This is a genomic window from Arthrobacter sp. 2762, assembly GCF_040548745.1.
In the GTDB taxonomy this organism is placed as follows: Bacteria; Actinomycetota; Actinomycetes; order Actinomycetales; family Micrococcaceae; genus Arthrobacter.
In genome coordinates, this window is the sequence record NZ_JBEPSI010000010.1 from 169,685 (window position 1) to 195,105 (window position 25,421).

Here is a 25,421-nt window from a genome sequence, read left to right on the forward strand (position 1 = left end):
GCCGTCGTCGTGAGCCCGGGCAAGCGTCATGCTCCGGCAAAAACTTACGCTGTTTCCGGCAGCAGTTCCCCATACGGTGCCACCACTGTTCCTGTGGCCGTCGAATCCGGGTTCAGCATCCAGCCAACCCGTTTGGCCGTATTCAACATGACCACGCTCTCCATGAGTTCGATGCCCGGGATCCGCTGCTGGATGGCGAGTTCCATTTCCATGATCTCGGCCAGCGAGCGCAGCCACATGATCATGGTGAAGTTGGTGCGGCCTGTGGTGGACGCGGAGAACCTGACATTCCGGACGGAACGCAGTTCCGTGGCGGCGGCTTCGTGCTGGCCCGCCGGAACGTTCGCGAACCACTGGACGGTGATGGGAAAACCGGAGAATTTCTGGGCGATCTCGCAGCGGAAGGACAGCATTCTGCTGTTCAGCACCCGCCCCAACTGACGTTGCACCGTGGCGGGATGCCGCCCCAAAGCCCGGGCTATCTCAGCAGCAGAAGCACGGCCATCACGGGATAGGAACGGGATGAGGGCCAGATGGCTCTCGGGTAACGGCACGACGATGGCGTCGGGAGCGGATGGGTTGGCTGATTCGGGCCCGGCCATTGCCCGGAGCGCCTGCTGTTCGGCCTTGTTGAGCACATTCAGCCGCCACGCATAGCCGCTGGTGTGGATGCGGGTGCAAAGCGCGGTGTGGTACTTGGTGAGCCCGCGGACTTCCTTGAGCCGGGGCAGCAGGCTGGTGCTGAACTGATCTAGGTCCTGGGTGATGACGGTGAGCGTGAGGTCGCGGTTACTGGCCGCTTCTTCTACTGTGATGACCTCAGGGAGTTCTGCCAGGGCGGCCGTGACTTGTGGCCGGAGGTCCATGTCGCAGTCGATGTCCACCATGGCAAGGCACATGTTCTTCGGGTCGCCCATGAGATGCGCCGTAGTCCAGGCCGCACCCGCGGCTTTCAGGCGGTCCCACCGCGCGGCCAGGGTTGTGGCGTGAACGCCCAGGACTTCGCCGGCATCGGACCAGCTGATGCGGGGAGAAATCTGCAGGGCATTGACGAGGCGTAGATCCTCTTCGCTGAGTTCCATGCGTACATTCTCTCAACTGTGCATGAATCCTGCGTTTCTGGAGCTTCTCTGCATTTTTATAGATGTTTTCAGGATTGTGAGTCAAGTCACCACAGAATTGCAGGAGGAACCCCGTAGCCAAGCGAGACCAGGAGTACACATGACCATCGCCGCCGACGCCAAGGAACTGCAGGACGACATCGTCCGCCTCCGCCACGACCTCCACCGCGAACCGGAGATCGGCCTGCAACTCCCCCGTACCCAGGAAAAAGTGCTGAAGGCGCTCGACGGACTCCCGTACGAGATCACCTTGGGCAAGGACACGACGTCGATCACCGCGGTTCTGCGCGGTGGCGCCACCTACGCATCGGCCCAGAAGCCCGTGGTATTGCTGCGCGCAGACATGGACGGCCTCCCGGTCCAGGAAACCACCGGGGTGGACTACTCGTCCCGTGTAGATGGAGCAATGCACGCCTGTGGCCACGACCTCCACACGTCCATGCTCGCCGGAGCCGCCACCTTGCTGGCCGAGCGTCGCGACACACTGGCCGGCGACGTCGTCCTCATGTTCCAGCCCGGCGAGGAAGGCTTCGACGGCGCCAGCTACATGATCAACGAAGGTGTCCTGGACGCTGCCGGCCGGCGGGCAGATACGGCCTACGGTATGCACGTCTTCTCCTCGCTGGAACCGCACGGCCAGTTCGTCACCAAGAATGGTGTGATGCTCAGTTCCTCGGACGGGCTCGTGGTGACCGTGCTTGGCGCCGGCGGGCATGGCTCTGCGCCACATTCAGCCAAGGACCCCGTGACCGCAGCAGCGGAAATGGTCACCGCCCTTCAGGTCATGGTGACCCGCCAGTTCAACATGTTCGATCCCGTTGTCCTCACCGTTGGTGTGCTGCACGCAGGAACCAAGCGCAACGTGATCCCCGAAACGGCCCGCATCGAAGCCACCATCAGGACCTTCTCCGAAGAGTCACGGCAGAAGATGATGGATGCAGTACCCAAGCTGCTCCAAGGCATCGCTGCAGCCCACGGTTTGGAGGTTGATGTGGATTACCAACAGGAATACCCCCTCACCATCAACGACGAGGACGAAACGAACACCGCGGAAAAGGTCATCGCCGGCATGTTCGGCGAGTCCCGACTCACCCGGATGGCAACTCCCCTGGGTGGTTCCGAGGACTTCTCCCGCGTCCTGGCCGAGGTTCCGGGAACCTTCGTCGGGCTCAGTGCCGTTACCCCCGGCGCCGACCACGCGACGTCGCCCTTCAACCACTCGCCGTACGCGACGTTCGACGACGGCGTCCTCACCGACGGCGCTGCCCTCTACGCCGAACTCGCCGTATCCCGCATCGCGGCCCTCGCCGCCAACTAACTCCCAGCCCTATCCCACCTTGGAGAAACACATGACCGCCACCGTTGGAACGTCCACCGAAGTCAAGGTCCACAAGTCGCACCTGCGCACGCTCGTCGGAACCGGCATCGGCAACGCCGTTGAATGGTACGACTGGGCCATCTACGCCACGTTCTCGCCGTTCATCGCGAGTGCTTTGTTCAGCCAGGCAGACCCAACGTCTGCTGTGCTGTCCACCTTGGCGATCTTCGCCGTCGGGTTTGTTGCCCGGCCGTTTGGCGGGTTCGTGTTCGGCTGGATCGGCGACCGCATCGGCCGCAAGACCTCCATGACGATAGCGGTTGCCCTCGGCGCTCTCGGCAGCCTCCTCATCGGCATCGCTCCGACGTTCCAGGCTGTTGGCGCATTCGCATCTGTGATGCTCCTGCTCGCCCGGCTGATTCAGGGCCTCGCCCACGGTGGTGAGCTGCCGTCGTCGCAGACCTACCTGTCCGAGATGGCACCCAAGGAAAAGCGCGGCTTCTGGGCGACGCTCATCTACACGTCCGGTACCGCCGGCATTCTCGCCGGAACACTGCTCGGCGCGATCCTCACCGCTGTCCTGTCCAAGGACGACATGAGCGCCTGGGGTTGGCGTATTCCGTTCCTCATCGGTGGGGCACTGGGCATCTACGCGCTGTTCATGCGGGCCAAGATGAAGGAAACCCACGCATTCGAGGCTGAGACGCCCAAGGAAAAGCGCCTGCCGATGTGGCCGCAGATCGTGAAGTACCGCAAGCAGGCGCTTCAGGTTATCGGCCTGACCGTTGGTCTCACGGTGGTCTACTACATCTGGGGTGTCGTGGCGCCGAGCTACGCAGCCACCACCCTGAAGATGGACCGCGGCGCAGCCCTCTGGGCCGGCGTGATCGCCAATGTTGTGTTCATCGCCGCGCTCCCGTTCTGGGGCAAGCTGTCAGACCGCATTGGCCGCAAGCCTGTGCTGATCGGCTCGTCCATCGGTGCCATGATCATGCACTTCCCCATGACGTGGCTGCTGAAGGATTCACCATGGCAGCTGACCGTGTCCATGTCCGTGATGCTGTTCTTCATCGCTGGTAGCGCGTCGATTGTCCCGGCCGTCTACGCTGAGCTGTTCCCGACGCACATCCGCACGGTTGGCGTCGGCGTCCCGTACTCGATCTGCGTAGCGGCCTTCGGTGGCACGGCCCCTTACCTGCAGACCTGGCTGGGCAGCATCGGCCAGGGCTACCTGTTCAACGTGTACGCAGTGATCCTGCTGGTGATCGGCATAGCGTTCGCCTTCTCGATCCCGGAGACCAAGGGCAAGGACCTGACGGTCTAGGTTCCTGTTGTGAGGCCCGTTCTGCGCCCTGATTTCGTACTTTGGGGCGTCGAGCGGGCCTCACAACGCGTTTAAACGAACTTGTTGCGGCCCGCCCGGTAGCCGAAGAATGCAGCCAGCGCACCGACTACTAGAAACAGGACGCCCGCGGCGGTGAATCCACCCGTGGCTTGGTGCAGTTGTCCCACGAGCAAAGTTCCCACCGAGCCCACTCCGTAGCCAACACCCTGCATCATTCCCGACAGGTGCGCGGCGGTGTGGGCATCGCGGGTGCGGACCATGATCATCGTGAGGGCAACCGCCGTAAGGGAGCCCTGTCCCAGTCCCAGCAGTCCGGTCCAGACCCAGATCAGCTCAGTGGGTCCGAAGATGCTGAGGGCGAAGCCACCGCCGGTCATCAGGGCCACCACGGTGTTGATCACCCTCTGATCCTTGAACCGCGTTGCCAGGGCAGGGGCGAAGAGTGAACCGAGCATCTGAAGCACGATCGACACCGACACAATCAGGCCAGCCGTCCCGCCCTCGATGCCCCGGTCCCTCAGGATCGGCGCCAACCACGCAAACACACTGAACGACATCATGGCCTGCAGCACCATGAACAGCGTGACCTGCCAAGCCACCGCGGATCGCCACACGTTCACGCCGCCACGGACCGCCTGGTGCTTTACCGATGGCTGCCGGATTGCCAGCGGCAGGAACAGCAAAAGCACGACGCCGGCAGGCACGGCCCAGGACCACAGCGCCGAAGTCCAGTGGCCGGTTGCCGTAAACACCGGATACGTGAAGCCGGCACCAAGGGCCGCGGAAGCGCAGATCGCCGTGGTGTACAGGCCGCCCATGAGCCCGAGCCGGTGCGGGAAGTCCCTTTTGACCACGCCGGGGAGGAGGACGTTGCAGAGCGCGATCGCTGCTCCGCAGGCTGCTGTTCCTGCGAGAAGCATGGGCAGGTGGCCTACTCCCGGGATTTCGTTTGGACGCACCAAAAGCCCTGCTGTGAGCACCACCATGGCGCCCAGCAAGACCCGTTCCGCGCCGTAACGGCGAGCCAGGATCGGGGCAAGGGGAGCGAAAATGCCCAGCAATGTCACGGGAACGGTGGTCAGGACCAACACGGCCCAGCCCGGCAACCCGGCGTCGGAGGTTATTTCCGGAAGGACAGCCGAGAAGCTCGAGAAGACTGTCCGCAGGTTCAGGCCGATCAGGACGAGGCAGATGCCGAGGTAGATCAGGCCCCTCTTGGAGCGCAGCTGCGTAGGCGGTGCGGGTGGGACGTCGTCGATCTCGGCATCCACGGCGATTTCAGGCCGAAGGGCCTGGTAGCGGATTGGGTCTGCTTGGCCGCTTGTATCTGCGACGCCGGGCCTGTTCGAGGAGGTCACACGTCCTATTCTGTCAGCCGTGTCCGATCTGCTGCCCATGGGTGTGATGTGACCGCGATTTGAGGGCCGGCGAAGTTGTCCACATACGCCGGTCACCCTCTGAGGCTGGACCTTACGATTGGATTACCCCGACCGTATTGTGGAACCTCCCGGCCCTGTGCGGCCTCGTTTCCCCGGTACTCGGCACGGCATCCGTGGCGCTGGCTCGACGACCCATGCCAACTGGGCGGCACACCAAAGCGTGGTCCACAGGAATTGCCGGGCTGGGCGTTCTCGGGCTGGACCTTGCAATTGTTGCTGCCTGGATTTTCACCACGGGTCGCATCATGATCCTGTTTTGACGCCGGAGCACGGATTCAGCCTCGTCTGAGCCAGCCATCTGCCCGCCGGAACCAAAGTATTCTGGAAAGGATGAGTGAAACCCCAGATTCCCCGCGACCAGTAACGCCCGGCAGCCAGGCTTCCTTTGGAACCTACGGTGGCCGGCCGGTCAGTTTCGTGCGCCGCGGCACCCGTTTGCAGGGCCGGCGGCAGGCCGCGTGGGAGGAGCACGCCGAGCGGTGGGCCGTCCAGGTTCCACGTCATGTCGCGAACACTTCGGTGCACCCCGATTACACCTTTGATGCCGAGGCCGTCTTTGGGCGCAAAGCTCCGCTGATCGTCGAGATCGGCTCGGGTTTGGGCGATGCCGTAGTCCATGCTGCCGAACAGAATCCGGACAAGGACTTTTTGGCCGTTGAGGTTTACACGCCTGGGTTGGCCAACACCATCATCAAGATCAACAGCCGTGGCCTGACCAACGTTCGGGTGGTGGAAGCCAATGCGCCCGAGGTTTTGGAGTCGATGCTTCCCGCTGGTTCGGTCAGTGAACTCTGGGTATTCTTCCCGGATCCATGGCACAAGGCACGCCATCACAAGCGCCGCCTCATCCAGCCGGCTTTCGCTTCAGTGGCTGCCAAGGCACTGGAAAAGGGTGGCTACTGGCGCATTGCCACCGACTGGTCCAACTACGCCGTGCACGTCCGAGAGGTCCTGGCAGGCTCAACTGAGTTTGAGAACATGCACGAAGGCGAGCGCAGTGGCGAGGAGAGCCCGCTGACGCAAGTGTGGCAATCCGGCGTCGAGTCTGTTGTGGGAGGGGCGCCCGTGCGGGAGGGCCGGGCACCTGTCAGCACTGAGCACACGGGTCCGAACGAGGGCGTGGACGAGGAAGGCGGATGGGCTCCCCGGTTCGAGGGCCGTATCCGCACGAGCTTTGAAAACAAAGCCCACGAGGCCGGGCGTATGATCTTCGACCTCACGTATCGCAAGATCTAGTGCACGGACTTTTGGGGGAATTATGAGCTATCAGCCACCGGTCGAGTACTACCAGCAGCAGCGGTCCAGGACACCCGGGTTGGGTGCCGGCATCACAAGCATCGTCGCGGCAGTGCTTTCCCCCGTCGCCGCCGTGGTCAGCATTCCCCTGGGGGTCGCGGCCATTGCTTCGGCGATGAGCCGCTACAACCCAGGCAACGATGTCTGGTGGTTCAGTGCGCTTATTCTGGCGGTGATTGCGGTGGTTCTTGCCGTTGTGTCCGTCGTCAGTGGGCTGATCGCCGTATTTCGGGCTGGGCGCATGAACGCCGGCCGCATTACGGGGATCATCGGTCTGGCGATCATGGCGGTCAACGTTTTTGGTGTTGCCTTCATGGTGCTCCTGGTGCTCGGTTCAGGGCAGGGGTCCTGAATGCCACAGGTCCGCGCCGAACGATTTATCCGGCTGGATGCCGAGACGGCCTTCGCACTCTCGCAGACCACTGGCGAGTTCAGGCTCAGATGGGATCCGTTCATTTCGGCGCAAAGCTTCGTGGACGGAGCCACGGCAGCGGGCAAGGGAGTTCGTACACGAACCGTCTCCAGGATGGGGCTGAGGATGGTCAGCGAGTACGTCTCCTACACCCCGCCCCGCAATGTAGGAATGACCATGGTGTCCGGGCCGTGGTTCTTCGAGAACTTCGGCGGTGGCTGGCGGTTCACCCCCGACGACGGCGGCACCCGAGCGGTCTGGAAGTACACCTTTTCCTGCCGCCCGGCTTGGCTCAAGCCCGTGGCCGAGAGAATCGGGAGCTGGTTGTTGGGCCACGAAATTGAACGCCGGATCGAAGCATTTGCCCGGGCCTGCGAGGACCCGGCCCTCGTAGCAGAGCTGCGCGCAGACCTACAGCGCTGAAATCTACGGTACCGAAATCTACGGTACCGATATTGAGGCCACTGTCTTTTCGGCCTCATCCCGGAGTTCCACACCGGCTATGCCGCCAAGCTGCACGGGCGTAGCGCCAGTGATCTTGATGCGACCACTCGGGGTCGCCGTCCAGCCGCAGGTGCGCTCTTCCGCCCCGTCGCGGCCCTTCACCCAGAGGTAGAGCGTGCCTTCGAGCGGCATGCTCTTGCCCTCGACCTCGAGCTCCGTGCCCCAGGTCTTCTTGACCATGCCTACTGTCAGCTGCAGCCCTGTTTCGGACTGCACCGAGTAGCTGGCATCGGGTTTTGGTGGTTGGTTCAGCAGCGGGCCTGCAAGGAAGCCAAGTGCCAGGCATGCGGCGGCGACTGCCCCCACGAAAGCCGCCCACCGCCGTCGTGATTTCTTCCTGCGTGCCGCAAGGTCAACCAGGATCTTCTGTGGCAATGCTTCCCGGCTCGGTTCCAAGGGTGAGAGGGCACCGGCTGCGCCCGTCACGGTGAGTGCGACGGCGTCGGAGGCAGGAACGGCGTCGAGCAGCGCGGGGAGGCTTTCCAACTCCTCGAGTTCCCCGCGGCACGCAGCACATCCGGGGAGGTGCTCTTCAAAAGAGCGGGCCTCCTCGGGGTCGAGCCCACCCAGTAGGTAGGCGCCCAGCAATTGGTGGACGGGGTTGCCATTCATCGTTCCACCCCCATTTCATCAAGGATCGTTCGGAGGGCTTTCACAGCATAGAAAGCCCGGGATTTCACAGTGCCGGCAGGGATGTTCAGCTGCAGTGCTGCCTCACTGACGGTGAACCGCTGGTAGTGCAGGGCCACAAGGACCTCGCGGTGTTCGTGGCTGAGCCGCAGGAGCGCCTCTTCCATGAGGACGCGGTTCAGGAGCTCATCAACGCGTTCCGTCGCAACATGGTCTGGAAGGTCGTGCTCGCCAGCCTCGGCAGGGCGCCGCTGGGACTTCCGGTAGTTGTCGATGATGACGTTGCGGGCCGTTCGGAAGAGGTAGCTGCGGAGGCTGCCCGTAATCTGCGGGGCGTGCTGCCACACCTTGAGGATGGTTTCCTGCACGACGTCGTCGGCCTGGTGCGTGTCCGATGTGCAGCTGAGTACAAAGCGTTTCAGGGCCGTGCCGTGATCGCGGTAGATTGCCGCCACCACGTCCTCGTCCAACGGCATAGCCACCTCCTTCGCCTTGTTCCTGCTGCCCTACCTGCATACGACGCCGCGGGCAGCGAAAAGGTTCAGCTCCTTGAACCATTCTTCCCCCGCAGGCGTCGTAGGGGTTAGCGCCGACCCATCCCGGCCGGCCCGTCAAAGGAGCTAAACATGAGAAATAGACTCAGCGTTGGACTCGGCGCAGTGGTTTTCGCCGTGGCTCTTGCCGGTTGCGCCGGAAGCCCCGGGACAAGCACCACGTCCTCTGCCGCGCCCACCGCCGCCACTTCCTCGACGGCACCTGCCTCCACGTCCCCAAGTACGGACGCCATGTCCAGCCCGGCCGCGGCGGGTGCCGAGATGAAGGTTGCATCATCCAGCGCCGGGCAGATCGTGGTGGACAGCAAAGGCATGAGCCTGTACTTCTTCACCAAGGACGTCAAGGACTCAGGAACCAGCGCATGCACCGGCGCCTGCCTGACAGCATGGCCAGTGTTCACGACGACGTCGGACAAGCCAGCCGTTGAAGGCGTCACTGGCACCGTGGGAACCATAGCGACCCCTGACGGGAAGAAGCAGGTCACACTCAACGGCATGCCGCTGTACTACTACGCCAAGGACAAGGCTCCGGGCGATGTCACCGGCCAGGGCGTCCAAAGTGTCTGGTACCTGGTCAGCCCGAGTGGGGAAATGATCAAGGGGGCCGCAGCGGGCTACTAAAGCGTGACACCGAGATCGCGGGAAGCCTGCCATGTCGCCGAAGGGTTACGTGCGTACAGGCAGGGTTCCCACGAACTCGCGCTCAGGCCGCATCACCTGAGTGCCCGAAGGATGCGTTCCTTGAAGGCGCGCTCTTGAAACAGGTCCTTCCACTCGATCCGGATAAACCGCCATCCCTCCTCGACGAGTGCCTTTTCCCGCCGTCGTTCTTGAAAGATGACCTCCTCTGTCGGATTGAAGTCGAAGTATTTAGTGCGACCGTCAAACTCCAGAGCCAGTCTTTGCTCTTCCCAAGCGAAATCCATGCAATGGCGACCCAAGCGGGACTGCACCTCGAATTGTGGCTGTGGGGGCCTGATGCTGAGCCTTTGCATCAACTCACGGGTAAGCGTCTCGCCAGCAGACTCGGAGCGGGGGTCTGCGTTGTCCAAAGCCTTGCGCAGCGTGCGGATACCCCGCTTTCCGGAGGAGACCGTGGCCAAGGAGGTCAGCCTGCTTCTATCAGCGCCGACGCGTAGTCCATGATCCATAATCACCAGTGCTTTGGGATAGCTAAGCATCCTGGCACTGTCAAAGATGGTGCGTTCGAGTGTGGTCGCCCGCAAACCCTGAACCTGCACGACGTCGTCCTCAGTGAAGCTTTCTGTGTGTCCCCGAACGTCCTTGCCCCAGCGGTCGGAGGAAGGCCTGGTGGTGTGCAGAACATGAACCTTGTCATCCACGCCCCACACAAACAGACCGTGGAGTCGTGCCGCCGACAAATGGCTGTAGACGAAACCGCCTGTTGACGTTGTCAGCGTCCCGTGCGCATGTGCCAGGATCCGCTCCTTGGCCTGCCTCCTCGGACCCAGGGCCTTCCACTTGTTACCCCTGATGTAGCAGCCGTACCTCAAGCGGTGCAGCTCACCGGAGTCCACCAGGGCCTTGACCTTTCGACTGTTAAGGCCGAAGCGGAGTAACTCGTCGGTTCTCCACATGTACCCGCGCACAGGAAGCGGGTGGACTAACGGGGCGGTGCTTTCAGGCGATGATGTTGGATCCATGGCCTTAGCATGCCGACGAAGCATCCAGTCCTTAAAGGGGTGCGCGACGCTATGTGGACATCCGAGTGCCGAGGCTCCGGGAACGATGCGAATACGCCGGAAGTTTGCCCATGAACGCGCACGTTTCCAGCGAAGTGAGGAGACGCCAGGCCTACGATCATCGCAGGGGTGACAGCCAAATCGCCCGAAAAGCGCGGGATCGCCGGAACGCTACGGCGATTGCGGAGCGTTCCGGCGATCCCGGCGGGTCTTTCGCGCGGACGGGTCCTGCGCGGGGAGGGTCCTAGGCGTCCGCGAGCTCGTCGGACTCTTCGAACTCCACCGCCGCGATGATTTCCTTGGTCTCCGGGTGGATCATGAAGGCTTCGTCGTCGTCCTCCACCATGATGTAGTCGCCGTGGTCGGTGGAGAAGTGCCAGGCGAGGGTCTTCACGCCGTCGTGCTCGTAGTTGGGGTCTCCCATGGTGATCTTCTGCAGCGCGTAGCCGGCCACATCGCACAGTTCCCGGATGATGACCTCGAACTCAGGAGCGTTTGCGAGGGCTTCTTCGTCTGCTTCGGCCTGGCGCTCGGCAAGGTCCGGAATCAGGGCAACGCGCTCAGCGATGTGCGCTTCAAGCTCCTCATCGGAGAGAACCAACAACCCGGGCTGCTTCCTGAGGTAAGCGGCGTTGAGGTCGATGATGTCCTCCTCTTCCAGCAAGGCTTCAAACTCGCCGTCGAGCTCATCCAGGACAACAACGGCCGCGAGAGGCGTTTCGGATTCGTCCAGCTCGCCGTCGAGGTAGGCCTCGGCGTCGTCCTCACTCAACGCATCAAAGGCTGCGGCGGTGCGGTTGAACAGGTCCAGGTGCCGGGCGGCGCCCATGCCTTCCAAACCGGCACGCACGTAGGAGTCCAGCTCTTCACGCTCCGGGGCGGTGAACACGTACTGGGCGAAGCCACCTGCCAACGCCTGGGTCAGGTAGAAATCAACAAAGTAGCTGTTGAGCGCAGCGGGCGCGATTTCGTCGCTGTTGAGGAGCTCCGCGTACATCTGGTTCACGACGTTGACGTTGGAATCCACTACGTCTGCATTGCCCGCTTCGAAGCTGGTTTTGTTCACGACGACGGGGTACTCGTTGGTAGTCATGGGAAATCCTCACTGCTGAAAGCTGTTGGTGCTCCGGACCCTTTCAACGTACGCGTGGGAGCGGCGCGGCAATCGAGGTAGAGGTTAACGGAGGGCGAAGTTTGGGAGCCGTTTTCTGCTGACTAAGATTGAGCAGATAACCTCCTGCCGAAAGTAGCCCGACGCATGCCGTCCCACACAGACGAAACCTGGGAACTGGCCATTCAGACTCCTGCCATTAACGACCGCTCCTTGGCGGCCGGATTGGCCTATGCCATGGGCAGCCGCGTGAGCGGAATTTCTTTCGATTCGGCCACCGGCCTCTTGCTTGGCAAGGTCCGCGGCACTGGGCCGCAACCATATTCGACGTCGGCCAAGCTGGTTCGCAAGCCCAGCGGCTGGAGCTGCACAGTAGGTATTTGCAGCTGCCCTGTCCGCAAGGATTGCAAGCATGTGGCCGCGTTGCTTTTCACCGCTGAAGACCACCCCACGATCCGTGCCCAGCTCCTGTCCCAGGCACCCGGGATCCAGACCTCGCGCCTTGGTTCCTCCGAGCAGGGCGGTTCCGCGCGGCCGGCTTGGGAGCAAGCCCTCAACAGGCTGATCGCGAAGCCGGGCACTGCGCCGAGCACGGCCGGCATTCCGCTCGCCCTGCAGTTCGAGGTTGAGGAACCCGCCGCCCACTTCTCCTACACAGGCCGCCGCGACCCCATGCGCAGTGTCCGGCAACTCAAGGCGCGGCCCGTGATGATGGGCGCCAAGGGCAAATGGATCCGCGGGGACGTTTCCTGGAACAACCTCAGCTACGTCAGTTTCCGGCGCGAATTCAATGAGGCACACGTCGAGTGGCTTCAGACTTTCCTCGCTGCCCACGGTTCCAGTAATGGTCGCCAGCAACCGTCAGGCGCCATGTGGTTGAGCCTGAATGATTTCGCTGCCAAGAACCTCTGGACCCTCCTCGCGGACGCCACTAAAGCCGGCATTCCGCTGATTCACGCGGCTGGTAGCGAGCCTGTCCACGTCGAGACCCAACCCGCCGTCGTCGGACTGAGTTTGGCGCGCCTTGAAGCGCTGGGCGCCAAAGACGGCAAGCAAACGCCCGACGGCGGCCTGCAGCTTGCGCCGTCAGTGACGGTAGGCGGCGAGCAGATTGATGCCGGAAGCGTGGGCTTCATAGGCAAGCCCGCGTACGGGATCTTCTTCACGCATTCCGGCGCCGAAGCCCTGCCCGGGGTGCCGCAGCAGAACAACCTGATCACGCTCGCCCCGATCGAGGGCGGTATCAGTGACGAACTGCTCGAGTTTGTCACCGAGGGCGAGACGCTTCTGATTCCGGCCGAAGACGAGAGCCGCTTCCTGACCTCGTTCTACCCGAAGCTTAGGCAGTCCACACCCGTCAAGGCGGCGGATGAATCGGTGGAACTGCCAACTCTGGCGGTCCCCACCCTCTCCCTGCTCGCCAATTACGGCACCGATCACAAGGTCCGGCTGCACTGGGAGTGGCACTACAAGTCCGGCACGTTGGTCACCGCACAGCCGTTGTGGCGGCACCCGGACGACCGTGGCTACCGCGATGACCTTGAGGAAGCCCGGATCCTGGATTCGATCGGTCGGCCGTGGGACGTGGTTCCGGCGTTGGCGGAATCGGCTACCGGCGGCTGGGGCGCACCGCGGCTCGCGGCCTCGGCTGAACTTTCTGGGCTGGACACACTGGCTTTCACTGAGGAGATCCTGCCGGCGCTCAAGGACCTGCCCGACGTCGTGGTCGAAACCTCCGGCGACATCGCTGATTACCGCGAAGCCGCCGAAGCTCCCGTTGTCTCCATCTCCACGAAGGAAACGGCGAGCGGCGACTGGTTCGATCTCGGCATCGTCATCACCCTCGAAGGCGAACCGGTCTCGTTCGCCGCCGTGTTCTCCGCCCTCGCTGCCGGGATGAGCCGCATGCTGTTGCCCAGCGGCGCCTACTTCTCCCTCGACCTGCCTGAGCTGCACCAGCTGCGCGCACTGATCGACGAAGCCAGGTCCCTCCAGGACAACCCGGACAACAAGGACGGCACCCTGCAGATCAGCCGATTCCAGGCCGGGCTCTGGGATGAGCTCGCCCAGCTGGGGATCGTTGACGAGCAGGCGGCCGCGTGGCGAGAGGCAGTTGGCGGACTGCTCGACGACGGCGTGACCGGGCTGCCGCTGCCTGCAGGCCTCAACGCTGAGCTGCGTCCGTATCAGCTTGAAGGTTTCAATTGGCTCAGCTTCCTGTTCAAGCACAGCCTCGGCGGCGTGCTGGCCGATGACATGGGCCTGGGTAAGACTGTGCAGGCGATCGCGCTGATTTGCGCGGCCAAGGAGTTGGCTGCTGCCGTTGATACAGCTGACGGCGACGTGCCCCGCGCGCCCTTCCTGGTGGTGGCCCCCACCAGTGTGGTGAGCAACTGGGCGGCGGAGGCGCAACGCTTCGCGCCCGGGCTTGTGGTGCGGACCGTTGGTGAAACCTTTGCCAAGAGCGGGCTGTCACCTGTTGACGCGTTGGCGGGCGCCGACGTCGTTATTACGTCCTATGCGCTGTTCCGCATTGATTACGATGCCTACGCATCATTTCAGTGGGCCGGCGTGATGCTGGACGAGGCGCAGTTCGTGAAGAACCACCAATCCAAGGCATACCAGTGCGCGCGCAAGCTGCCGGCGCGTTTCAAACTGGCCATCACTGGCACTCCGCTGGAGAACAACCTCATGGAGTTCTGGGCGCTGACGTCGATCGTGGCGCCTGGCCTGTTCCCGAGCCCCAAGCGGTTCGCGGAAAACTACCAGAAGCCGGTGGAGAAGAACGGCGATTCGGCGCAGCTGGCCAAGCTCCGGCGTCGTGTTCGTCCACTGATGATGCGCCGCACCAAAGAGCAGGTCATCAAGGATCTTCCGCCAAAGCAGGAGCAGGTCCTGGAAGTGGTGCTCAATCCGCGGCACCAGAAGGTTTACCAGACGCATCTGCAGCGCGAACGTCAGAAGATCCTGGGGCTGATCGACGACGTCAACAAGAACCGCTTCACGATCTTCCAGTCCTTGACGTTGCTCCGCCAGCTGAGTTTGGATGCGTCGTTGGTGGATTCGTCGTTGTCAGGGGTGCGGTCGTCCAAGCTCGATGTGCTCTTCGAACAACTGGAAGACCTCATTTCCGAAGGACACAGGGCGCTGATCTTCAGCCAGTTCACGGGATTCCTGGGCAAGGTCCGTGAGCGTTTGGATGCCGAGGGCGTGGAGTACTGCTACCTCGATGGCAGCACCAGGAACCGCGGCGACGTAGTGAGCGAGTTCAAGAACGGCGCCGCTCCGGTGTTCCTGATTTCGCTGAAGGCCGGTGGCTTCGGGCTCAATCTCACTGAGGCGGATTACGTGTTCCTGCTGGACCCGTGGTGGAACCCGGCGTCAGAGGCACAGGCTGTGGACCGTACCCACCGCATCGGACAGGCCCGCAACGTCATGGTCTACCGGCTGGTTGCGAAGGACACCATCGAAGAGAAGGTCATGGCGCTGAAGGCCAAGAAGTCGCAGCTGTTCGCGGATGTGATGGAAGGCGATGCGCTGGCTGGTGGCTCGTTGACGGCGGATGACCTGGCGGCGCTGTTCGCGGAGTAGGCGGCGGTTGGCTGTAGACTCTCCCCCGGCCCAAGAATGTGGTCGCTAGCACATAAACAGGGGGAGCTACAGTGACCACTCTGCTGTTTTCGACGCAAGAATCTTCAAGGAATCGTTCAAGGGTGTTGACCCGGGCCGTTGTGGCGGCCCTCGTTGCGGTGAGCCTCATGACCGCAGCGCTGTTCGTCATGGCCTCGCCGGCCCACGCAGATGTAAGAGTCGCCGACATCGTAACGGGAAGCGCTCCGACGGAAACTGTCGTGAATCCGGTGACGAACAAGGTCTATGTTGCCAACCATGGCAGCCCCTTCCTAACGGTGGTTGATGGGGTTACCAACATTGCTGGTTCCATCCAGTTGGCCGGACGTCCTGATGGATTGGCCGTCAACACGAAGACCAACAAGGTCTATGCGACGGTAGACAACACCATTGTGGCCGTTGATGGCGCCAGCAACGCCGTGTCCGTGGTGTACACGGGGCCGGTCGGAGGAAAGCTGGCCGTCAATGAGACGACCAATCAGATCTTTGCCTTGGGCGGTGGACCGAACAGCGTGCTGATTTTCGACGCCGCCACAAAGACGAGCGCGACAGTCGCAGTCGGTACCTACTCATCGGACATGGTGCTGAACCCGGTCACCAACAAGGTGTACGTGACGGACGTGGACAGCAACTCCGTGTTCGTTGTAGACGGCACCAGCAAGAAGTCCGTTCAGGTGCCGGTGGGTGAACGCCCGTATCGCCTCGCCGTGAACTCCGCGACCAACAAGGTCTATGTCAGCAACGAACAGAATAGCCTGAGCAGCGGTTACATCATCAGCGTCATAGACGGCGCCACTCACGCCACCACGGACATCGGCATTACTGACTACCCCGGCGACCTGGCTGTCAACCGCAAGACGAACAAACTTTACGTCTCCACGGGAGGGCACTATTTTTCCGTGGTCGATCTGGCGACAAACCGGGTGTCCAGAATCGAGTATGGAGATTTCTTGGACTCCCCTGTCAGTCTGGTAGTCAATGAAACCACCAATAAGGTCTATGGCGTCCACCCGAGCCGGGGCAAGCTCACCGTACTCCGCGCCAATACGGGCACCATGGAAGTCATCCAGGTTGGCAACTGGCCGCAAGTAGCGGCTGTGAATGAAGCGACGAACAAGACCTACGTCGCAAACCAAATGGGCGGCGCACTTTCTGTCATCGACGGTGCCGACGCTCCCCCGGCCTTCACCGCAAGCCAGCCACCAGTCGCCGGAACCGTTGGCTCCGCCTACAGCTATACCTTCCAGGCGAGCGGCTCCCCGGCGCCCAAGTTCTCCGTCTACGCAGGCACCTTGCCGCCCGGTCTGTCCCTGAACAAGCAGACCGGAGTCCTGTCGGGCATCACTACCAAAGCCGGAACGTACAAGGTCCAAGTGGCTGCCTCCAACGGCGTCAGCCCCTCGGCGTTCACAAAGTGGTTTGCCATCACTGTGAACCCTGCCAAGAACGACTTCGATTCCGATGGCAAGGCAGACACGTTGGCCCGTGATTCCGCAGGCACCTTGTGGCTGTACGCCGGTGACAAAGGCGGTCATTTCCTCCCCCGGGTCCAGGTTGGTTCCGGCTGGAACGCGATGACATCCCTGGTAGCTCCCGGTGACCTCAACGGTGACGCCAAGCCGGACGTATTGGCTCGAGACACCGCAGGAGTTCTCTGGCTTTATCCCGGCAACGGATACGGCGAGTGGTACCCACGCATCCAAGTCGGTGCCGGATGGAACGTTATGACCTCGATCGTGGGTCCCGGTGACTTCAATGGCGATGGCAAACACGATGTCCTGGCTAGGGACTCGTCCGGTGCGCTCTGGCTCTACCCAGGCAACGGTTCAGCCGGGTGGCTCCCCCGCGTCGCCGTCGGCTCAGGCTGGAACGCAATGGACAAGATCGTGGGCCCCGGCGACTTCAATGGCGACGGCCAGCACGATGTCATCGCCACCGACACCGTAGGTACGCTGTGGCTGTACCCCGGCAACGGCGCCAGCGGATGGCTCCCCCGCGTCCAGGTGGGCTCGGGTTGGAACTACATGACCGCGGTCGTGGGTCCCGGCGACTTCGCCACCAACTTCGCGGCTGAGGGAACAGCCGACCTGTTGGCCCGCGATACCCAAGGAGTCCTCTGGCTCTATCCTGGCGACGGCAGGGGTGGCTGGATGCCACGGTTCGCTGCCGGTTGGGGTTGGGACGCCATGACGGCAGTTCTCTAGCCACGTCGACGGCGGCCTTCCGCAAGGGAGGCCGCCGTCGCTCTTCTAGTCGTCCAGCCGCACACCACGGAGCAACAGCATCGTTCCGCCCACGGCCACCGCGGACGCCAGGAACACCCCCGCAGCGCCAAGCCCTACCGCCACGACGCCGATTGCGCTCGGCAGGACCACTTGTCCCACCCTGTTGCCAGCGAGCCTCAAAGCCAGAGCGCGGCCGCGCTGGCCTTCAGGCGCTTGGGCCGAGAGCCATGACATGGTCAGCGGCTGGCCGATTCCCAGGCCAAGGCCAAGGAACGCCATGACGATAATCAGGAGCCATACGGGCATTGGAATGGCGGCAACTGCCAGCGAAACAGTTGAGACAACAAGGCTCAGGACCAGCAGCCGCATCCGCCCAAGCTTTCTGGACACGCGTCCGAGTCCGAGCCGGGACACCATCGAAAACACTGCCCTTACAGCCAGCATCAGGCCTACGGTTGCCGCGGTGATCCCCCGTTCGGCGCCCAGGGCCGGCAGGTAGACCACTGTCAGGTCAACCACAGCCAGCACCGTTGCGCTTGTAGCCAACGCCCTGACAACGCCCGGGGTTTTGAGCAGTGAGACAGCACTGCCCTTACTTCGTTGAGCCCCCTTCGCCACCCGCTTCCGCCCACTGACGCGGGAGGAGACGACGAACGTCGCCAGGAAAAGAACCAAGCTCATGCCAACGGACAAAATGAAAATTGCCTGCGTGTTGGGGCGTACCGATGCCCCGCTAACCAGCGAGATAGCCAAAGGACCAAGGGCCTGACCAAGCGAGGCTGCGAACGTCAGGTATCCGAAGGCTGAATCGAGCCGCGTGGATTCCGCATTATTCGCGACCACCGCCTGCTGGCCCACCACGCACGCCAACTGACCAGCGCCGAGCAGCGCTGTGCCGGCGATCAGCGCCGCTACCGACGTCCCCCAGAAGAGCAGGAAGGCAGAACAAGCGAGGACGACGGCGGACCCCACCGCCATGAGCCGACGCTCACCCAACCGGTCCACCAGGGAACCGATAGGCAGGGCAAGCAGCAACGGGAAGACCGCATAACTGGCAGCGAGGACCCCCAGTGCGAATGCGGGAACATCGAGTTCGAGTGCCCGATAGGTAGCCGCTGGACGGACGAGGAACGTCACCGCCTGGATGAGGGCCGAATGGAGCAGGAGAGCCGTGGACGAGCGCCCACCGAGTTCGCCGATCATTCGACTACGAGCCCCTGGTCAGCAATGGCCCGCAGAGTCTCATCCCGGGCGGCTATGACGTGGTCGAAAGCGATCTTGGCCGCCTTATCAGGCTTCTTGGAAGCTATGGCCTCCACCAGCACCCGATGGTCGGCAAGAGCCTCCTCACGACGACCAGGCGAGTTGTTGGTGAAATGCCGGTAGCGCTCCACTTGGCTCGATATTTGATCATGGAAGCGCCTGGCCCAGGAGTTGCCGGCGATCCTGGCGACAGCAGCGTGAAGCGTCACTCCATACTTCATGGCTTCTTCCGCAAACCCGACCATGGCGGCGTTGCGCTCGAGGATCCCGTCAAGTTCCTCGATGTCGGCGGGAGTGGCCCGGGCGCAAGCCTCACGTGCCATCAACGATTCCAGTGCAGCACGCACATCGTAGAGCTCCGAAATCACTTGTTCGTCCAGCACCGGAACCACAACTCCCCCGGTAGCTTGCTGCTCCAGGAGGCTCTCGGAAATCAAGCGCCGGATAGCTTCGCGCAGAGGCGTACGGCTGACGCGTAACTCGGTGGCCATCGCTGGCTCGTAGATGCGCTCACCGGGTTTGAGCTCGAGGCTGAGAATGCGACGTTTGAGCTCGCTGTAGACCAGATGAGCCCCTGTGTTCCGTGGTTGTGGATCTGCCATGCTGCTGCCTCGGATAGGTATGTGTACTTGTATACATCTATACACCAGAAGCAACGCGGGGTCACTTTAGACCCCATTGAGGACAAAACATGGGCCATAACTGCCCCCGCGTTGTCAGCGACGCGCCCAGCGGTACGGGGTGGTCGTCGAGACCTTGAGCAGTCCAGAGCGCTCCAGAATTGGGCGCGAGAATTCGGTGGAATCACTGTGGATGAGGGTCTTGCCCTTAGCGAGCGCGGACTGGGCACGGCGGGCCGTCAACGCCCGGTAAATCCCGCGGCCACGCCATTCTTCGCGGGTCGCGCCACCCCAGATTCCAGCGAAGTCGGTGTCGGGGACTGGTTCCAGCCGTCCGGCGCTGACGATATGCCCCTCCGCCTCTGCGACCCACAGCTCCATGCTGTCGTCCAGAGACAGCCGGCGCAGTAGGGCGTTAGCCATCTCATCTGAAACCGGTTCGCCGAACACTTCATCCTGCATGGCGCTCATGGCCCGCACGTCCGGCTCATCCGTCACTTGCCGCAACGTCACTCCGTCGGGAACTGGAACATCGACGCTCAACGTGTGGGCTTCACCGATCATGATCGACTCTGGCGGATCCGAGGTGAAGCCGTTAGCCAAGAGCGCTTCGTGTAGCCCTGAAGCTTGGTCATGGCCGCGGGATTTCCATTCAACCTTGGTGATTTCAGGTTTTCGTTCGAAGTAGGTGAGAGCTTGGGCAACCAGGTGTCGGATAACTGCTTCGTCGTGACCGTCCAGGTCCCGGTAGGTGATGAACCCTCGTCCGCCAAGGAAAGTCACCAGACGAAGGGGGCCATGCCTAGTGACCTCTAATGCGCTGGGAGTCTCCGCATCCGTACGAAGCTGCTGATCATAGGCTGCGAGGAGTCGGGCAATCGTCTCGAGTTGAGCCATTCCGCGAGCCTACCGCAACCCAGGACTGCCGTGCTGGGCCTGGGTTGCGGTAGGCATTCCGATGTTCTCTCACATCCTGATGCCTTTTCCGGAACGTTCTCTCACATCATGTGAGAGAACGTTCGGGTTTAAGGGCTGTGATGTGAGAGAACATCCGGGGTTGTAGCCGTTAGGCCGCGGGCGTCGTTAGCCGCGGCAGAGCTCGCCGTACTTGGTGCCGGCTTCCTGGTAGGCGGCGGAAAGCTCACCCATCTTGTTCTCGTCCGGGGATTCCTTCACGAGTTCATCCGAGTATTCAAGGATGGCCGTGACCACGGGCTTCATCTCATTGGAAGCAACCGGTTCAATCGGGCGGATGGCGTTTGCGACGCGAATGGTTGCGGTCTTGCTGGCGTTGCTCGGGAGGCTGGCAACGGCGACACCCACCCGATCACACGTTTCTGCGGTGGTCAGCTGCGGCGAAGAGCAAGCTGAAGCCGTGGCAAGCAGCCCGGCAGCGATCAAGACAGTGGTGAGTTTCTTCATGATTCCCTCAATAGTCGGCGCGTCCCTTCGATTGTAAACAGTGCAGGGGCGAGGCCGCGCATCGGGCCCCGTATCGAACGGAACCCCGCCCCTGGCCTAGGCTGGAGAACATGGCGATTATTCACAAGGCAACCCTGTCCCCGTCCAAGCTCGAACTCATCGCTGGATACCTGCCGACGCAGCCCTGGTTCATCCAGGATGGCGCCCCGGAGCTCATTGGGGCCTACCGTTTTGACGACCCCGCCGGCGAGGTAGGGCTCGAGACGCATGTCGTCGCCGCCGGCGAGCGCATCTACCAGGTACCCCTGAGCTACAGGGGATACGAACTGGCCGGCGCGCAGGAATGGCTCATCGGCACCATAGATCACTCCGTCCTTGGCAAGCGGTGGGTCTACGATGCCTGCGCCGACCCCGTTTACGTCAAGGCCCTCGCCACCGCCATCCTCACCGGCCAGGAAGAAGCGGCATTGATCGTCGACGGCGAGCCGGAGCCCCGTCCCAGCACCGTCAACGTGAAGGGAAGCGGAACGCTCGACGACGGTGTCCCCGCCTTGAGTGCCTCTGCCCCCGTATCGGGGAGTGGCGTGACCATCATTGACGCAGGTGAGCTTCGCTTGAAGGTTGCCCGGGTGGTGGATGTCGCCGCTGATTCTTCGGTCAGCTCTGCCGCGGAGCTCCACAGCGAATTGACCCTCACCGGCACGTGGGCCGGACTGGAGAAGCCCGTGGAGCTGGCAGCCGTAATCCCGGCCTGAAAGAACCCTGTGTTCGGGCACCTTTTGGTCCTGCAGCCCGCGGCGTAGTCTGACAACGAGGCCATCTACTCCGTGAGGGGTTCACATGTATAAAGCACAAAACATCATTCCCGCAGTGCAGGATCTCGCAGCCGAGTGGGTGAAGCACGCAGCGGAGGGCACGTCGTCACAAGCTGACGCAGTTGTGGGGTGGGCGTTGTCCCGGATCAACCACGCCGATGTTCCGTCTGTGGTGCACGGCGTCATGCTCACGCTGACCGGGAACCGTAAAGCCGCAAAGAGGGCCCAGCGCACCGCGGCCAGAGCGGTCAAGAGGACAACGCAAACTTTGAGTCGTCGAACCAGTCAGCGGAGTTCCCCCCGCGCCGGGTGGTTGGTTGCCTTGGCAGTAGCTGGCGTCGGGGCAGGCCTCGTGCTCGCATGGCGAATGATGGTGCCTCCCGGAGAACCGGTCCCTGCCAAGCCGGCCACGCAGACGGCGAACCCTCCCAGCTCGGACGGCGCTTCTGCCTCGTCTTCGGAGGTGCCCCCGGAGACATACTGAAGGCAGCCGGATTTCTGCGGACTGGCCCGCGGCCGGGCTAGTCCGGCTTGCCTTCCGGGCTAGTCCGGCTTGCCTTCATCGTGTCGTCGTGTCCTTCTCCTGAGGACCATCCTGCTGAACAGTAAGTAGGCGCCTGTTCCAGCGAGCAGGAACCCGACCACACCCACAAGGACGAGTTGTGTGATGATCCCCGCAATGACCATCGCGAAACCGGCCAATACTGCCAGGACACCAAAAACTGAGCGCGCCACCGCACCGCGCGGGCGCCCCGACTTCAGCTGAAGGTCCAAGTCAGGATCCGATGAAGCGAGATCCCGCTCAAGCTCTTCCAAACTCCTGCGTTCTTCATCCGACAACGACATCGGAATCTTCCCTCACTACACGAGCATGGGACGCCTTCCAGCGCCTACACGCCAACCACTAGCACGTGCCCTTCTTGCCGTGCCATGACTTTATTATCGTCCTTTTATGGCCACTATCCACAGCTGAAGCCAGCCCTACCCTGCGTTGGATGCCGGCACTGTCTCATTGAGTACGCGCAGGGCGTTGAGCATCCGGGGATACCCGATGTACGGCAGCAATTGCGTGATGACGTCGAGCATCAGCCCGCGGCTGTTACCCACGTTTAGATTGGCCAGAATGTGCCCCTTGACCTGTGGTTCGCAGCCGCCAAGGGAAACGAGCATGGACAACGTGAGGAGTTCACGCCTTGGAATATCAATGCCGGTGCGTGTCAGATAATCGCCGAAGCAGTTCCCGGCGAGGTACTCCTGGAAGTGCATCTCGTCAGCTGAAGCAGCGGCACGCATATCGTCGATGCGTTCTGCGCCTGCGATCTCCCTCTGGATAGCCAGGCCTTTCTCCCCTCGGTCTTTCGGCGTGGTGGTGGACTGGCCGGGAACAGGTAGCTCCACCCCGTGCTCCTTGAGGATTTCATTGGTGGCGTGCAGGAAGTCGGAAACTTTGCCCATGCCGACGTACGGGACTGCTTGATAGACAAGTTCTTTCACTTCCACCGGGGTTACCCCTACCGTAAGAGCGGCTCCGAGCAACGCACGGTACTCCCACATCCCTTGTGACGCGATAAGAGACGCGAGCTGAACCATGAGCCTTGTCCTGGTATCCAGTTGTCCGTGACTCAATACCTCGTCGAAGGCGAAGTTGTTGAAGACCTCCACGAGCTCGGGGTCTGTAACCGCCAAGGCTGGGAGCTGACCGGGGAAAAGATCGTCGTGATTCCGTCGTGCCGTTTCGCTGGGTGCCATCATGGGCCTCTCTTTCACTGATTCATTAGGCGGTATCAATATTGGTCCGACGGATGAAAGCGCTGGCGATCGCCGTCACCAAGTTGCGAACCGATCGTAGCCAACGCAACATTGACGATCAGTGCATCGAGGGTGATCACGAAGAACCCGAGCATCGATACGGCAAGGGCGAATCGACCGGAGGTGGAAGTCTTCGGGGGCAAAGCCGTGATCTGGCTGGGATTGCTGGTTGAGGTCACGTATCAATGACACTCCTTTTGGCGGCGGCGCGGGAGTGTCCGCTGTTACGGATTCTGGCAGTACCTCCCTCGCGGAACCTCTGCATCAAGCGGCCTCTCTGAGAACGCTGCGGGATGAATTTAGCGCTGCCCGCGGCAGGGTCCCTTGGGGGAAGCGCGGGAGCATACTGAGGGTATGACCGAGAACGATGAGTTTCTTGCTTGGATCAGGACCACGCTTTACCAGGCTGAGGTGGCCCTCCTCAATGGAGACTCCGCGCCGCGTCGGGCCATTTGGTCCAGCCACGAGCCGGTAAGCGTCCTGGGCGCCTGGCGCAACGCCGTCGGGCAGGAAGAAGTCGGGCAGCTGTTCGCGGATCTGGCCAACAGGTTCTCCGACTGCACCGCCTACTCATTCGAGCTGCAGTCCTACCACATCGTTGGCGACATGGCCTACACCGCCGGTTTGGAGCGGTCCTCAATCTCGGTCACCGGGCAGCAGGTGAGCCAGCTTCTGAGGGCCACCCAGGTCTACCGCCGCGAGGATGGCGAGTGGAAGGTGGCGCACAGGCATGCTGACACGGTCCCGGAGTGAAGTGGCCTACTGCTCGGGCCGCGGACGCCACACCACAACGGCTTGCGATCGCGCACGGGGTCGTTGACCGCGGGCCAGACTGACGACGTCGCCCGCTGCTCCCGCTGCGAAAATGCGCGTGTCCAAGGGACTTCGGCGCCGGGTCAGTTCCTCTGTGAGCTCGGCCACCCGGTACTGCAACGCCGCTACCTGGTTTTCAAGGTCCAGGATGCGCTTGATGCCTTCGAGCGAGACGCCGGACTGCGAGAGGCGCTGAACCTCCCGCAGCTTGTCGACGTCGTTCTGAGAGTACCGCCGGGACTTCCCGGGGGCACGGCTGGGCGAGACGATGCCCAGGCGGTCGTACTGGCGCAACGTCTGCGGATGCATGTCGGCAAGCTCCGCGGCGACGGAGATGACAAAGATCGGCTGGTTGACGTCGATTGCCATGACCGTCTCCTTACAACCGGGCCTTCGCGGCCAGGTCGTGACGCGGGTTGGCGTCGGTGGTCGCGGCAGCAAATGCCTTCACAGCCTCCTCCGCTTCCTTGTTCAGGTTCTGGGGGACGGCGACGTCGATAGTCACCAGAAGGTCACCGGTCGCCTTGGACGTTTTCACGCCCCGGCCCTTGACCCGGAGGGTGCGACCCGACGGCGTCCCGGCCGGGACACGCACCTTGACGGTGTCGCCGTCGAGCGTTGGAACTTCGATGGTCGCGCCGAGCGCAGCTTCCGCAAACGTGACGGGCACGTGGATGCGGATGTTGTCGCCGTCGCGCTGGAAAAACTCGTGGGGCTTAACGTTCACGGTGATGATGAGGTCACCGTTTCCGGCGGGACCAGCGTTGCCCTTGCCGCGTTGCCGGACCTTCTGCCCATCCTTGATGCCGGCGGGGATCTTGACGTCGATCACGTGGCCGTTGCTTTCACGCAGGCTCACAGTAGTGCCCTTGATGGAACCAGCAAAGGAGATGGACGTCGTCGCAGTGCGATCCGAGCCCTTCTGCGGAGCACGCTGGAACCCTGTCTGGCCTCCACCAAAGCCGCCACCAAACAGGTCAGCAAACTCCGGAGGAATACCACCGGCACCCGAAGGCTGACGCGCGCCGCCACCAAACAAACCACCGAACAGGTCCTCGAACCCACCGTTAGCGCCAGCACCACCACGCCCCGCCCCCGCACCGGGAGCGAACCGGGCGCCACCCATGGCACGTATGGCGTCATACTGCTGCCGGTCCTCAGGACTCGACAAAACAGAATAAGCCTCGGAAATGTCCTTAAACTTCTTCTCCGCAGCAGCATTCCCGGAATTGGTGTCCGGGTGATACTGCCGCGCCAGCTTGCGGTAAGCCTTCTTAATATCCGCGTCGGACGCGTCCTTGGCGATACCAAGGATCGCGTAAAAATCCTTTTCAACCCAGTCCTGGCTGGCCAAGAGCGTTTCCTTTCGTTGTGTCGAAGCTTGCGCTCCG

26 protein-coding genes are annotated in these 25,421 nt (G+C 62.3%); 11 read left to right on the forward strand and 15 right to left on the reverse strand.

Going from position 1 to position 25,421, the window contains the following annotated elements; translation table 11 throughout:
* Positions 1-44: 44 nt before the first annotated feature.
* Complete coding sequence (locus tag ABIE18_RS18400) at positions 45-1,082, reverse strand: Lrp/AsnC family transcriptional regulator (protein WP_499724047.1); 1,038 nt, start codon at positions 1,080-1,082, stop codon at positions 45-47.
* A gap of 139 nt (positions 1,083-1,221) precedes the next feature.
* Here ABIE18_RS18400 and ABIE18_RS18405 point away from each other — a divergent pair, with 139 nt between their 5' ends.
* Together ABIE18_RS18405 and ABIE18_RS18410 are read left to right on the forward strand one after the other, a co-directional pair.
* Positions 1,222-2,439, forward strand: coding sequence for a M20 metallopeptidase family protein (locus ABIE18_RS18405; protein WP_499724048.1), 1,218 nt, complete (start codon positions 1,222-1,224; stop codon positions 2,437-2,439).
* A 31-nt stretch (positions 2,440-2,470) separates the two neighbouring features.
* Positions 2,471-3,763 (forward strand): MFS transporter, encoded by a 1,293-nt coding sequence (locus ABIE18_RS18410; RefSeq protein WP_499724049.1) that lies wholly within the window; start codon positions 2,471-2,473, stop codon positions 3,761-3,763.
* Positions 3,764-3,834: 71 nt separating this feature from the next.
* On the opposite strand, the gene ABIE18_RS18415 is transcribed toward ABIE18_RS18410, so the two are convergent.
* Positions 3,835-5,142 carry an MFS transporter gene (locus ABIE18_RS18415; RefSeq protein ID WP_499724050.1) on the reverse strand — a complete coding sequence of 436 codons (1,308 nt, stop codon included), beginning with the start codon at positions 5,140-5,142 and terminating at the stop codon, positions 3,835-3,837.
* A gap of 411 nt (positions 5,143-5,553) precedes the next feature.
* Between ABIE18_RS18415 and trmB the strand changes: the two genes are divergently transcribed.
* Genes trmB through ABIE18_RS18430 form a run of 3 tightly spaced genes read left to right on the forward strand, consistent with a single transcriptional unit; the run spans position 5,554 to position 7,354 of the window.
* Positions 5,554-6,459: a tRNA (guanosine(46)-N7)-methyltransferase TrmB gene (gene trmB, locus ABIE18_RS18420; RefSeq protein WP_223946999.1), complete on the forward strand. Its 906-nt coding sequence runs from the start codon at positions 5,554-5,556 to the stop codon at positions 6,457-6,459.
* A gap of 22 nt (positions 6,460-6,481) precedes the next feature.
* On the forward strand, positions 6,482-6,871 hold the full coding sequence (locus ABIE18_RS18425; RefSeq protein WP_499724051.1) for a hypothetical protein: 390 nt from the start codon (positions 6,482-6,484) through the stop codon (positions 6,869-6,871).
* The gene (locus ABIE18_RS18430; protein WP_499724052.1) at positions 6,872-7,354 is read left to right on the forward strand and encodes a type II toxin-antitoxin system RatA family toxin; all 483 of its coding nucleotides are present in this window, start codon (positions 6,872-6,874) and stop codon (positions 7,352-7,354) included.
* A gap of 18 nt (positions 7,355-7,372) precedes the next feature.
* Here ABIE18_RS18430 and ABIE18_RS18435 read toward each other — a convergent pair whose 3' ends face one another.
* Entirely contained in the window at positions 7,373-8,047 is a 675-nt protein-coding gene (locus ABIE18_RS18435; protein ID WP_498698791.1) for an anti-sigma factor family protein, read from the reverse strand.
* Positions 8,044-8,541, reverse strand: coding sequence for a sigma-70 family RNA polymerase sigma factor (locus ABIE18_RS18440; RefSeq protein ID WP_499724053.1), 498 nt, complete (start codon positions 8,539-8,541; stop codon positions 8,044-8,046). The genes ABIE18_RS18435 and ABIE18_RS18440 overlap by 4 nt, the downstream gene beginning before the upstream one ends.
* Positions 8,542-8,691: 150 nt before the next feature.
* Here ABIE18_RS18440 and ABIE18_RS18445 point away from each other — a divergent pair, with 150 nt between their 5' ends.
* Positions 8,692-9,240, forward strand: coding sequence for a COG4315 family predicted lipoprotein (locus ABIE18_RS18445; RefSeq protein WP_499724054.1), 549 nt, complete (start codon positions 8,692-8,694; stop codon positions 9,238-9,240).
* 92 nt (positions 9,241-9,332) lie between these two features.
* Here ABIE18_RS18445 and ABIE18_RS18450 read toward each other — a convergent pair whose 3' ends face one another.
* Together ABIE18_RS18450 and ABIE18_RS18455 are read right to left on the reverse strand one after the other, a co-directional pair.
* The gene (locus ABIE18_RS18450; RefSeq protein ID WP_499724055.1) at positions 9,333-10,283 is read right to left on the reverse strand and encodes a type IV toxin-antitoxin system AbiEi family antitoxin domain-containing protein; all 951 of its coding nucleotides are present in this window, start codon (positions 10,281-10,283) and stop codon (positions 9,333-9,335) included.
* Between the two features lie 283 nt (positions 10,284-10,566).
* A complete protein-coding gene (locus tag ABIE18_RS18455) occupies positions 10,567-11,415 on the reverse strand; it encodes a DMP19 family protein (protein WP_499724056.1) in 849 nt (282 codons plus the stop codon).
* A 165-nt stretch (positions 11,416-11,580) separates the two neighbouring features.
* On the opposite strand from ABIE18_RS18455, the gene ABIE18_RS18460 reads away from it, so the two are divergent.
* Together ABIE18_RS18460 and ABIE18_RS18465 are read left to right on the forward strand one after the other, a co-directional pair.
* Entirely contained in the window at positions 11,581-15,024 is a 3,444-nt protein-coding gene (locus tag ABIE18_RS18460) for a DEAD/DEAH box helicase (protein WP_499724057.1), read from the forward strand.
* A 122-nt stretch (positions 15,025-15,146) separates the two neighbouring features.
* Positions 15,147-17,267 carry an FG-GAP-like repeat-containing protein gene (locus ABIE18_RS18465; protein WP_499724058.1) on the forward strand — a complete coding sequence of 707 codons (2,121 nt, stop codon included), beginning with the start codon at positions 15,147-15,149 and terminating at the stop codon, positions 17,265-17,267.
* A gap of 45 nt (positions 17,268-17,312) precedes the next feature.
* Here the strand turns inward: ABIE18_RS18465 and ABIE18_RS18470 are convergent, their stop codons facing one another.
* From ABIE18_RS18470 to ABIE18_RS18485, 4 genes are all read right to left on the reverse strand, one after another.
* Entirely contained in the window at positions 17,313-18,491 is a 1,179-nt protein-coding gene (locus ABIE18_RS18470) for an MFS transporter (protein WP_499724059.1), read from the reverse strand.
* Positions 18,488-19,153 (reverse strand): GntR family transcriptional regulator, encoded by a 666-nt coding sequence (locus ABIE18_RS18475; protein WP_499724060.1) that lies wholly within the window; start codon positions 19,151-19,153, stop codon positions 18,488-18,490. Before ABIE18_RS18475 ends, ABIE18_RS18470 begins: the two co-directional genes overlap by 4 nt.
* Before the next feature lie 114 nt (positions 19,154-19,267).
* Positions 19,268-20,068 carry a GNAT family N-acetyltransferase gene (locus tag ABIE18_RS18480; RefSeq protein ID WP_499724061.1) on the reverse strand — a complete coding sequence of 267 codons (801 nt, stop codon included), beginning with the start codon at positions 20,066-20,068 and terminating at the stop codon, positions 19,268-19,270.
* 186 nt (positions 20,069-20,254) lie between these two features.
* Positions 20,255-20,593: a hypothetical protein gene (locus ABIE18_RS18485; protein WP_216926732.1), complete on the reverse strand. Its 339-nt coding sequence runs from the start codon at positions 20,591-20,593 to the stop codon at positions 20,255-20,257.
* Between the two features lie 110 nt (positions 20,594-20,703).
* Between ABIE18_RS18485 and ABIE18_RS18490 the strand changes: the two genes are divergently transcribed.
* Positions 20,704-21,348 (forward strand): CG0192-related protein, encoded by a 645-nt coding sequence (locus ABIE18_RS18490; RefSeq protein ID WP_499724062.1) that lies wholly within the window; start codon positions 20,704-20,706, stop codon positions 21,346-21,348.
* A gap of 85 nt (positions 21,349-21,433) precedes the next feature.
* Positions 21,434-21,892 carry a hypothetical protein gene (locus tag ABIE18_RS18495; RefSeq protein WP_499724063.1) on the forward strand — a complete coding sequence of 153 codons (459 nt, stop codon included), beginning with the start codon at positions 21,434-21,436 and terminating at the stop codon, positions 21,890-21,892.
* 59 nt (positions 21,893-21,951) lie between these two features.
* On the opposite strand, the gene ABIE18_RS18500 is transcribed toward ABIE18_RS18495, so the two are convergent.
* From ABIE18_RS18500 to ABIE18_RS18510, 3 genes are all read right to left on the reverse strand, one after another.
* The gene (locus ABIE18_RS18500) at positions 21,952-22,254 is read right to left on the reverse strand and encodes a DUF3040 domain-containing protein (RefSeq protein WP_442003328.1); all 303 of its coding nucleotides are present in this window, start codon (positions 22,252-22,254) and stop codon (positions 21,952-21,954) included.
* A 135-nt stretch (positions 22,255-22,389) separates the two neighbouring features.
* Positions 22,390-23,160: a carboxymuconolactone decarboxylase family protein gene (locus ABIE18_RS18505; RefSeq protein WP_499724064.1), complete on the reverse strand. Its 771-nt coding sequence runs from the start codon at positions 23,158-23,160 to the stop codon at positions 22,390-22,392.
* 32 nt (positions 23,161-23,192) lie between these two features.
* Entirely contained in the window at positions 23,193-23,396 is a 204-nt protein-coding gene (locus ABIE18_RS18510) for a hypothetical protein (RefSeq protein ID WP_499724065.1), read from the reverse strand.
* A 175-nt stretch (positions 23,397-23,571) separates the two neighbouring features.
* Between ABIE18_RS18510 and ABIE18_RS18515 the strand changes: the two genes are divergently transcribed.
* A complete protein-coding gene (locus ABIE18_RS18515) occupies positions 23,572-23,970 on the forward strand; it encodes a YybH family protein (RefSeq protein ID WP_499724066.1) in 399 nt (132 codons plus the stop codon).
* 6 nt (positions 23,971-23,976) lie between these two features.
* On the opposite strand, the gene ABIE18_RS18520 is transcribed toward ABIE18_RS18515, so the two are convergent.
* Together ABIE18_RS18520 and ABIE18_RS18525 are read right to left on the reverse strand one after the other, a co-directional pair.
* The gene (locus ABIE18_RS18520; protein ID WP_477513947.1) at positions 23,977-24,399 is read right to left on the reverse strand and encodes a heat shock protein transcriptional repressor HspR; all 423 of its coding nucleotides are present in this window, start codon (positions 24,397-24,399) and stop codon (positions 23,977-23,979) included.
* 10 nt (positions 24,400-24,409) lie between these two features.
* Positions 24,410-25,384, reverse strand: a complete 975-nt coding sequence (locus tag ABIE18_RS18525; RefSeq protein WP_431116796.1) for a DnaJ C-terminal domain-containing protein — start codon at positions 25,382-25,384, stop codon at positions 24,410-24,412.
* Positions 25,385-25,421: the final 37 nt, after the last annotated feature.

Excerpts from the sequence above, each read along its gene's own strand:
- ABIE18_RS18400 (WP_499724047.1), bottom strand. The coding sequence starts at position 1,082 with ATGGAACTCAGCGAAGAGGATCTACGCCTCGTCAATGCCCTGCAGATT.
- ABIE18_RS18405 (WP_499724048.1), top strand. The coding sequence starts at position 1,222 with ATGACCATCGCCGCCGACGCCAAGGAACTGCAGGACGACATCGTCCGC.
- ABIE18_RS18410 (WP_499724049.1), top strand. The coding sequence starts at position 2,471 with ATGACCGCCACCGTTGGAACGTCCACCGAAGTCAAGGTCCACAAGTCG.
- trmB (WP_223946999.1), top strand. The coding sequence starts at position 5,554 with ATGAGTGAAACCCCAGATTCCCCGCGACCAGTAACGCCCGGCAGCCAG.
- ABIE18_RS18425 (WP_499724051.1), top strand. The coding sequence starts at position 6,482 with ATGAGCTATCAGCCACCGGTCGAGTACTACCAGCAGCAGCGGTCCAGG.
- ABIE18_RS18430 (WP_499724052.1), top strand. The coding sequence starts at position 6,872 with ATGCCACAGGTCCGCGCCGAACGATTTATCCGGCTGGATGCCGAGACG.
- ABIE18_RS18435 (WP_498698791.1), bottom strand. The coding sequence starts at position 8,047 with ATGAATGGCAACCCCGTCCACCAATTGCTGGGCGCCTACCTACTGGGT.
- ABIE18_RS18440 (WP_499724053.1), bottom strand. The coding sequence starts at position 8,541 with ATGCCGTTGGACGAGGACGTGGTGGCGGCAATCTACCGCGATCACGGC.
- ABIE18_RS18445 (WP_499724054.1), top strand. The coding sequence starts at position 8,692 with ATGAGAAATAGACTCAGCGTTGGACTCGGCGCAGTGGTTTTCGCCGTG.
- ABIE18_RS18450 (WP_499724055.1), bottom strand. The coding sequence starts at position 10,283 with ATGGATCCAACATCATCGCCTGAAAGCACCGCCCCGTTAGTCCACCCG.
- ABIE18_RS18455 (WP_499724056.1), bottom strand. The coding sequence starts at position 11,415 with ATGACTACCAACGAGTACCCCGTCGTCGTGAACAAAACCAGCTTCGAA.
- ABIE18_RS18460 (WP_499724057.1), top strand. The coding sequence starts at position 11,581 with ATGCCGTCCCACACAGACGAAACCTGGGAACTGGCCATTCAGACTCCT.
- ABIE18_RS18470 (WP_499724059.1), bottom strand. The coding sequence starts at position 18,491 with ATGATCGGCGAACTCGGTGGGCGCTCGTCCACGGCTCTCCTGCTCCAT.
- ABIE18_RS18475 (WP_499724060.1), bottom strand. The coding sequence starts at position 19,153 with ATGGCAGATCCACAACCACGGAACACAGGGGCTCATCTGGTCTACAGC.
- ABIE18_RS18480 (WP_499724061.1), bottom strand. The coding sequence starts at position 20,068 with ATGGCTCAACTCGAGACGATTGCCCGACTCCTCGCAGCCTATGATCAG.
- ABIE18_RS18485 (WP_216926732.1), bottom strand. The coding sequence starts at position 20,593 with ATGAAGAAACTCACCACTGTCTTGATCGCTGCCGGGCTGCTTGCCACG.
- ABIE18_RS18490 (WP_499724062.1), top strand. The coding sequence starts at position 20,704 with ATGGCGATTATTCACAAGGCAACCCTGTCCCCGTCCAAGCTCGAACTC.
- ABIE18_RS18495 (WP_499724063.1), top strand. The coding sequence starts at position 21,434 with ATGTATAAAGCACAAAACATCATTCCCGCAGTGCAGGATCTCGCAGCC.
- ABIE18_RS18500 (WP_442003328.1), bottom strand. The coding sequence starts at position 22,254 with ATGTCGTTGTCGGATGAAGAACGCAGGAGTTTGGAAGAGCTTGAGCGG.
- ABIE18_RS18505 (WP_499724064.1), bottom strand. The coding sequence starts at position 23,160 with ATGATGGCACCCAGCGAAACGGCACGACGGAATCACGACGATCTTTTC.
- ABIE18_RS18515 (WP_499724066.1), top strand. The coding sequence starts at position 23,572 with ATGACCGAGAACGATGAGTTTCTTGCTTGGATCAGGACCACGCTTTAC.
- ABIE18_RS18520 (WP_477513947.1), bottom strand. The coding sequence starts at position 24,399 with ATGGCAATCGACGTCAACCAGCCGATCTTTGTCATCTCCGTCGCCGCG.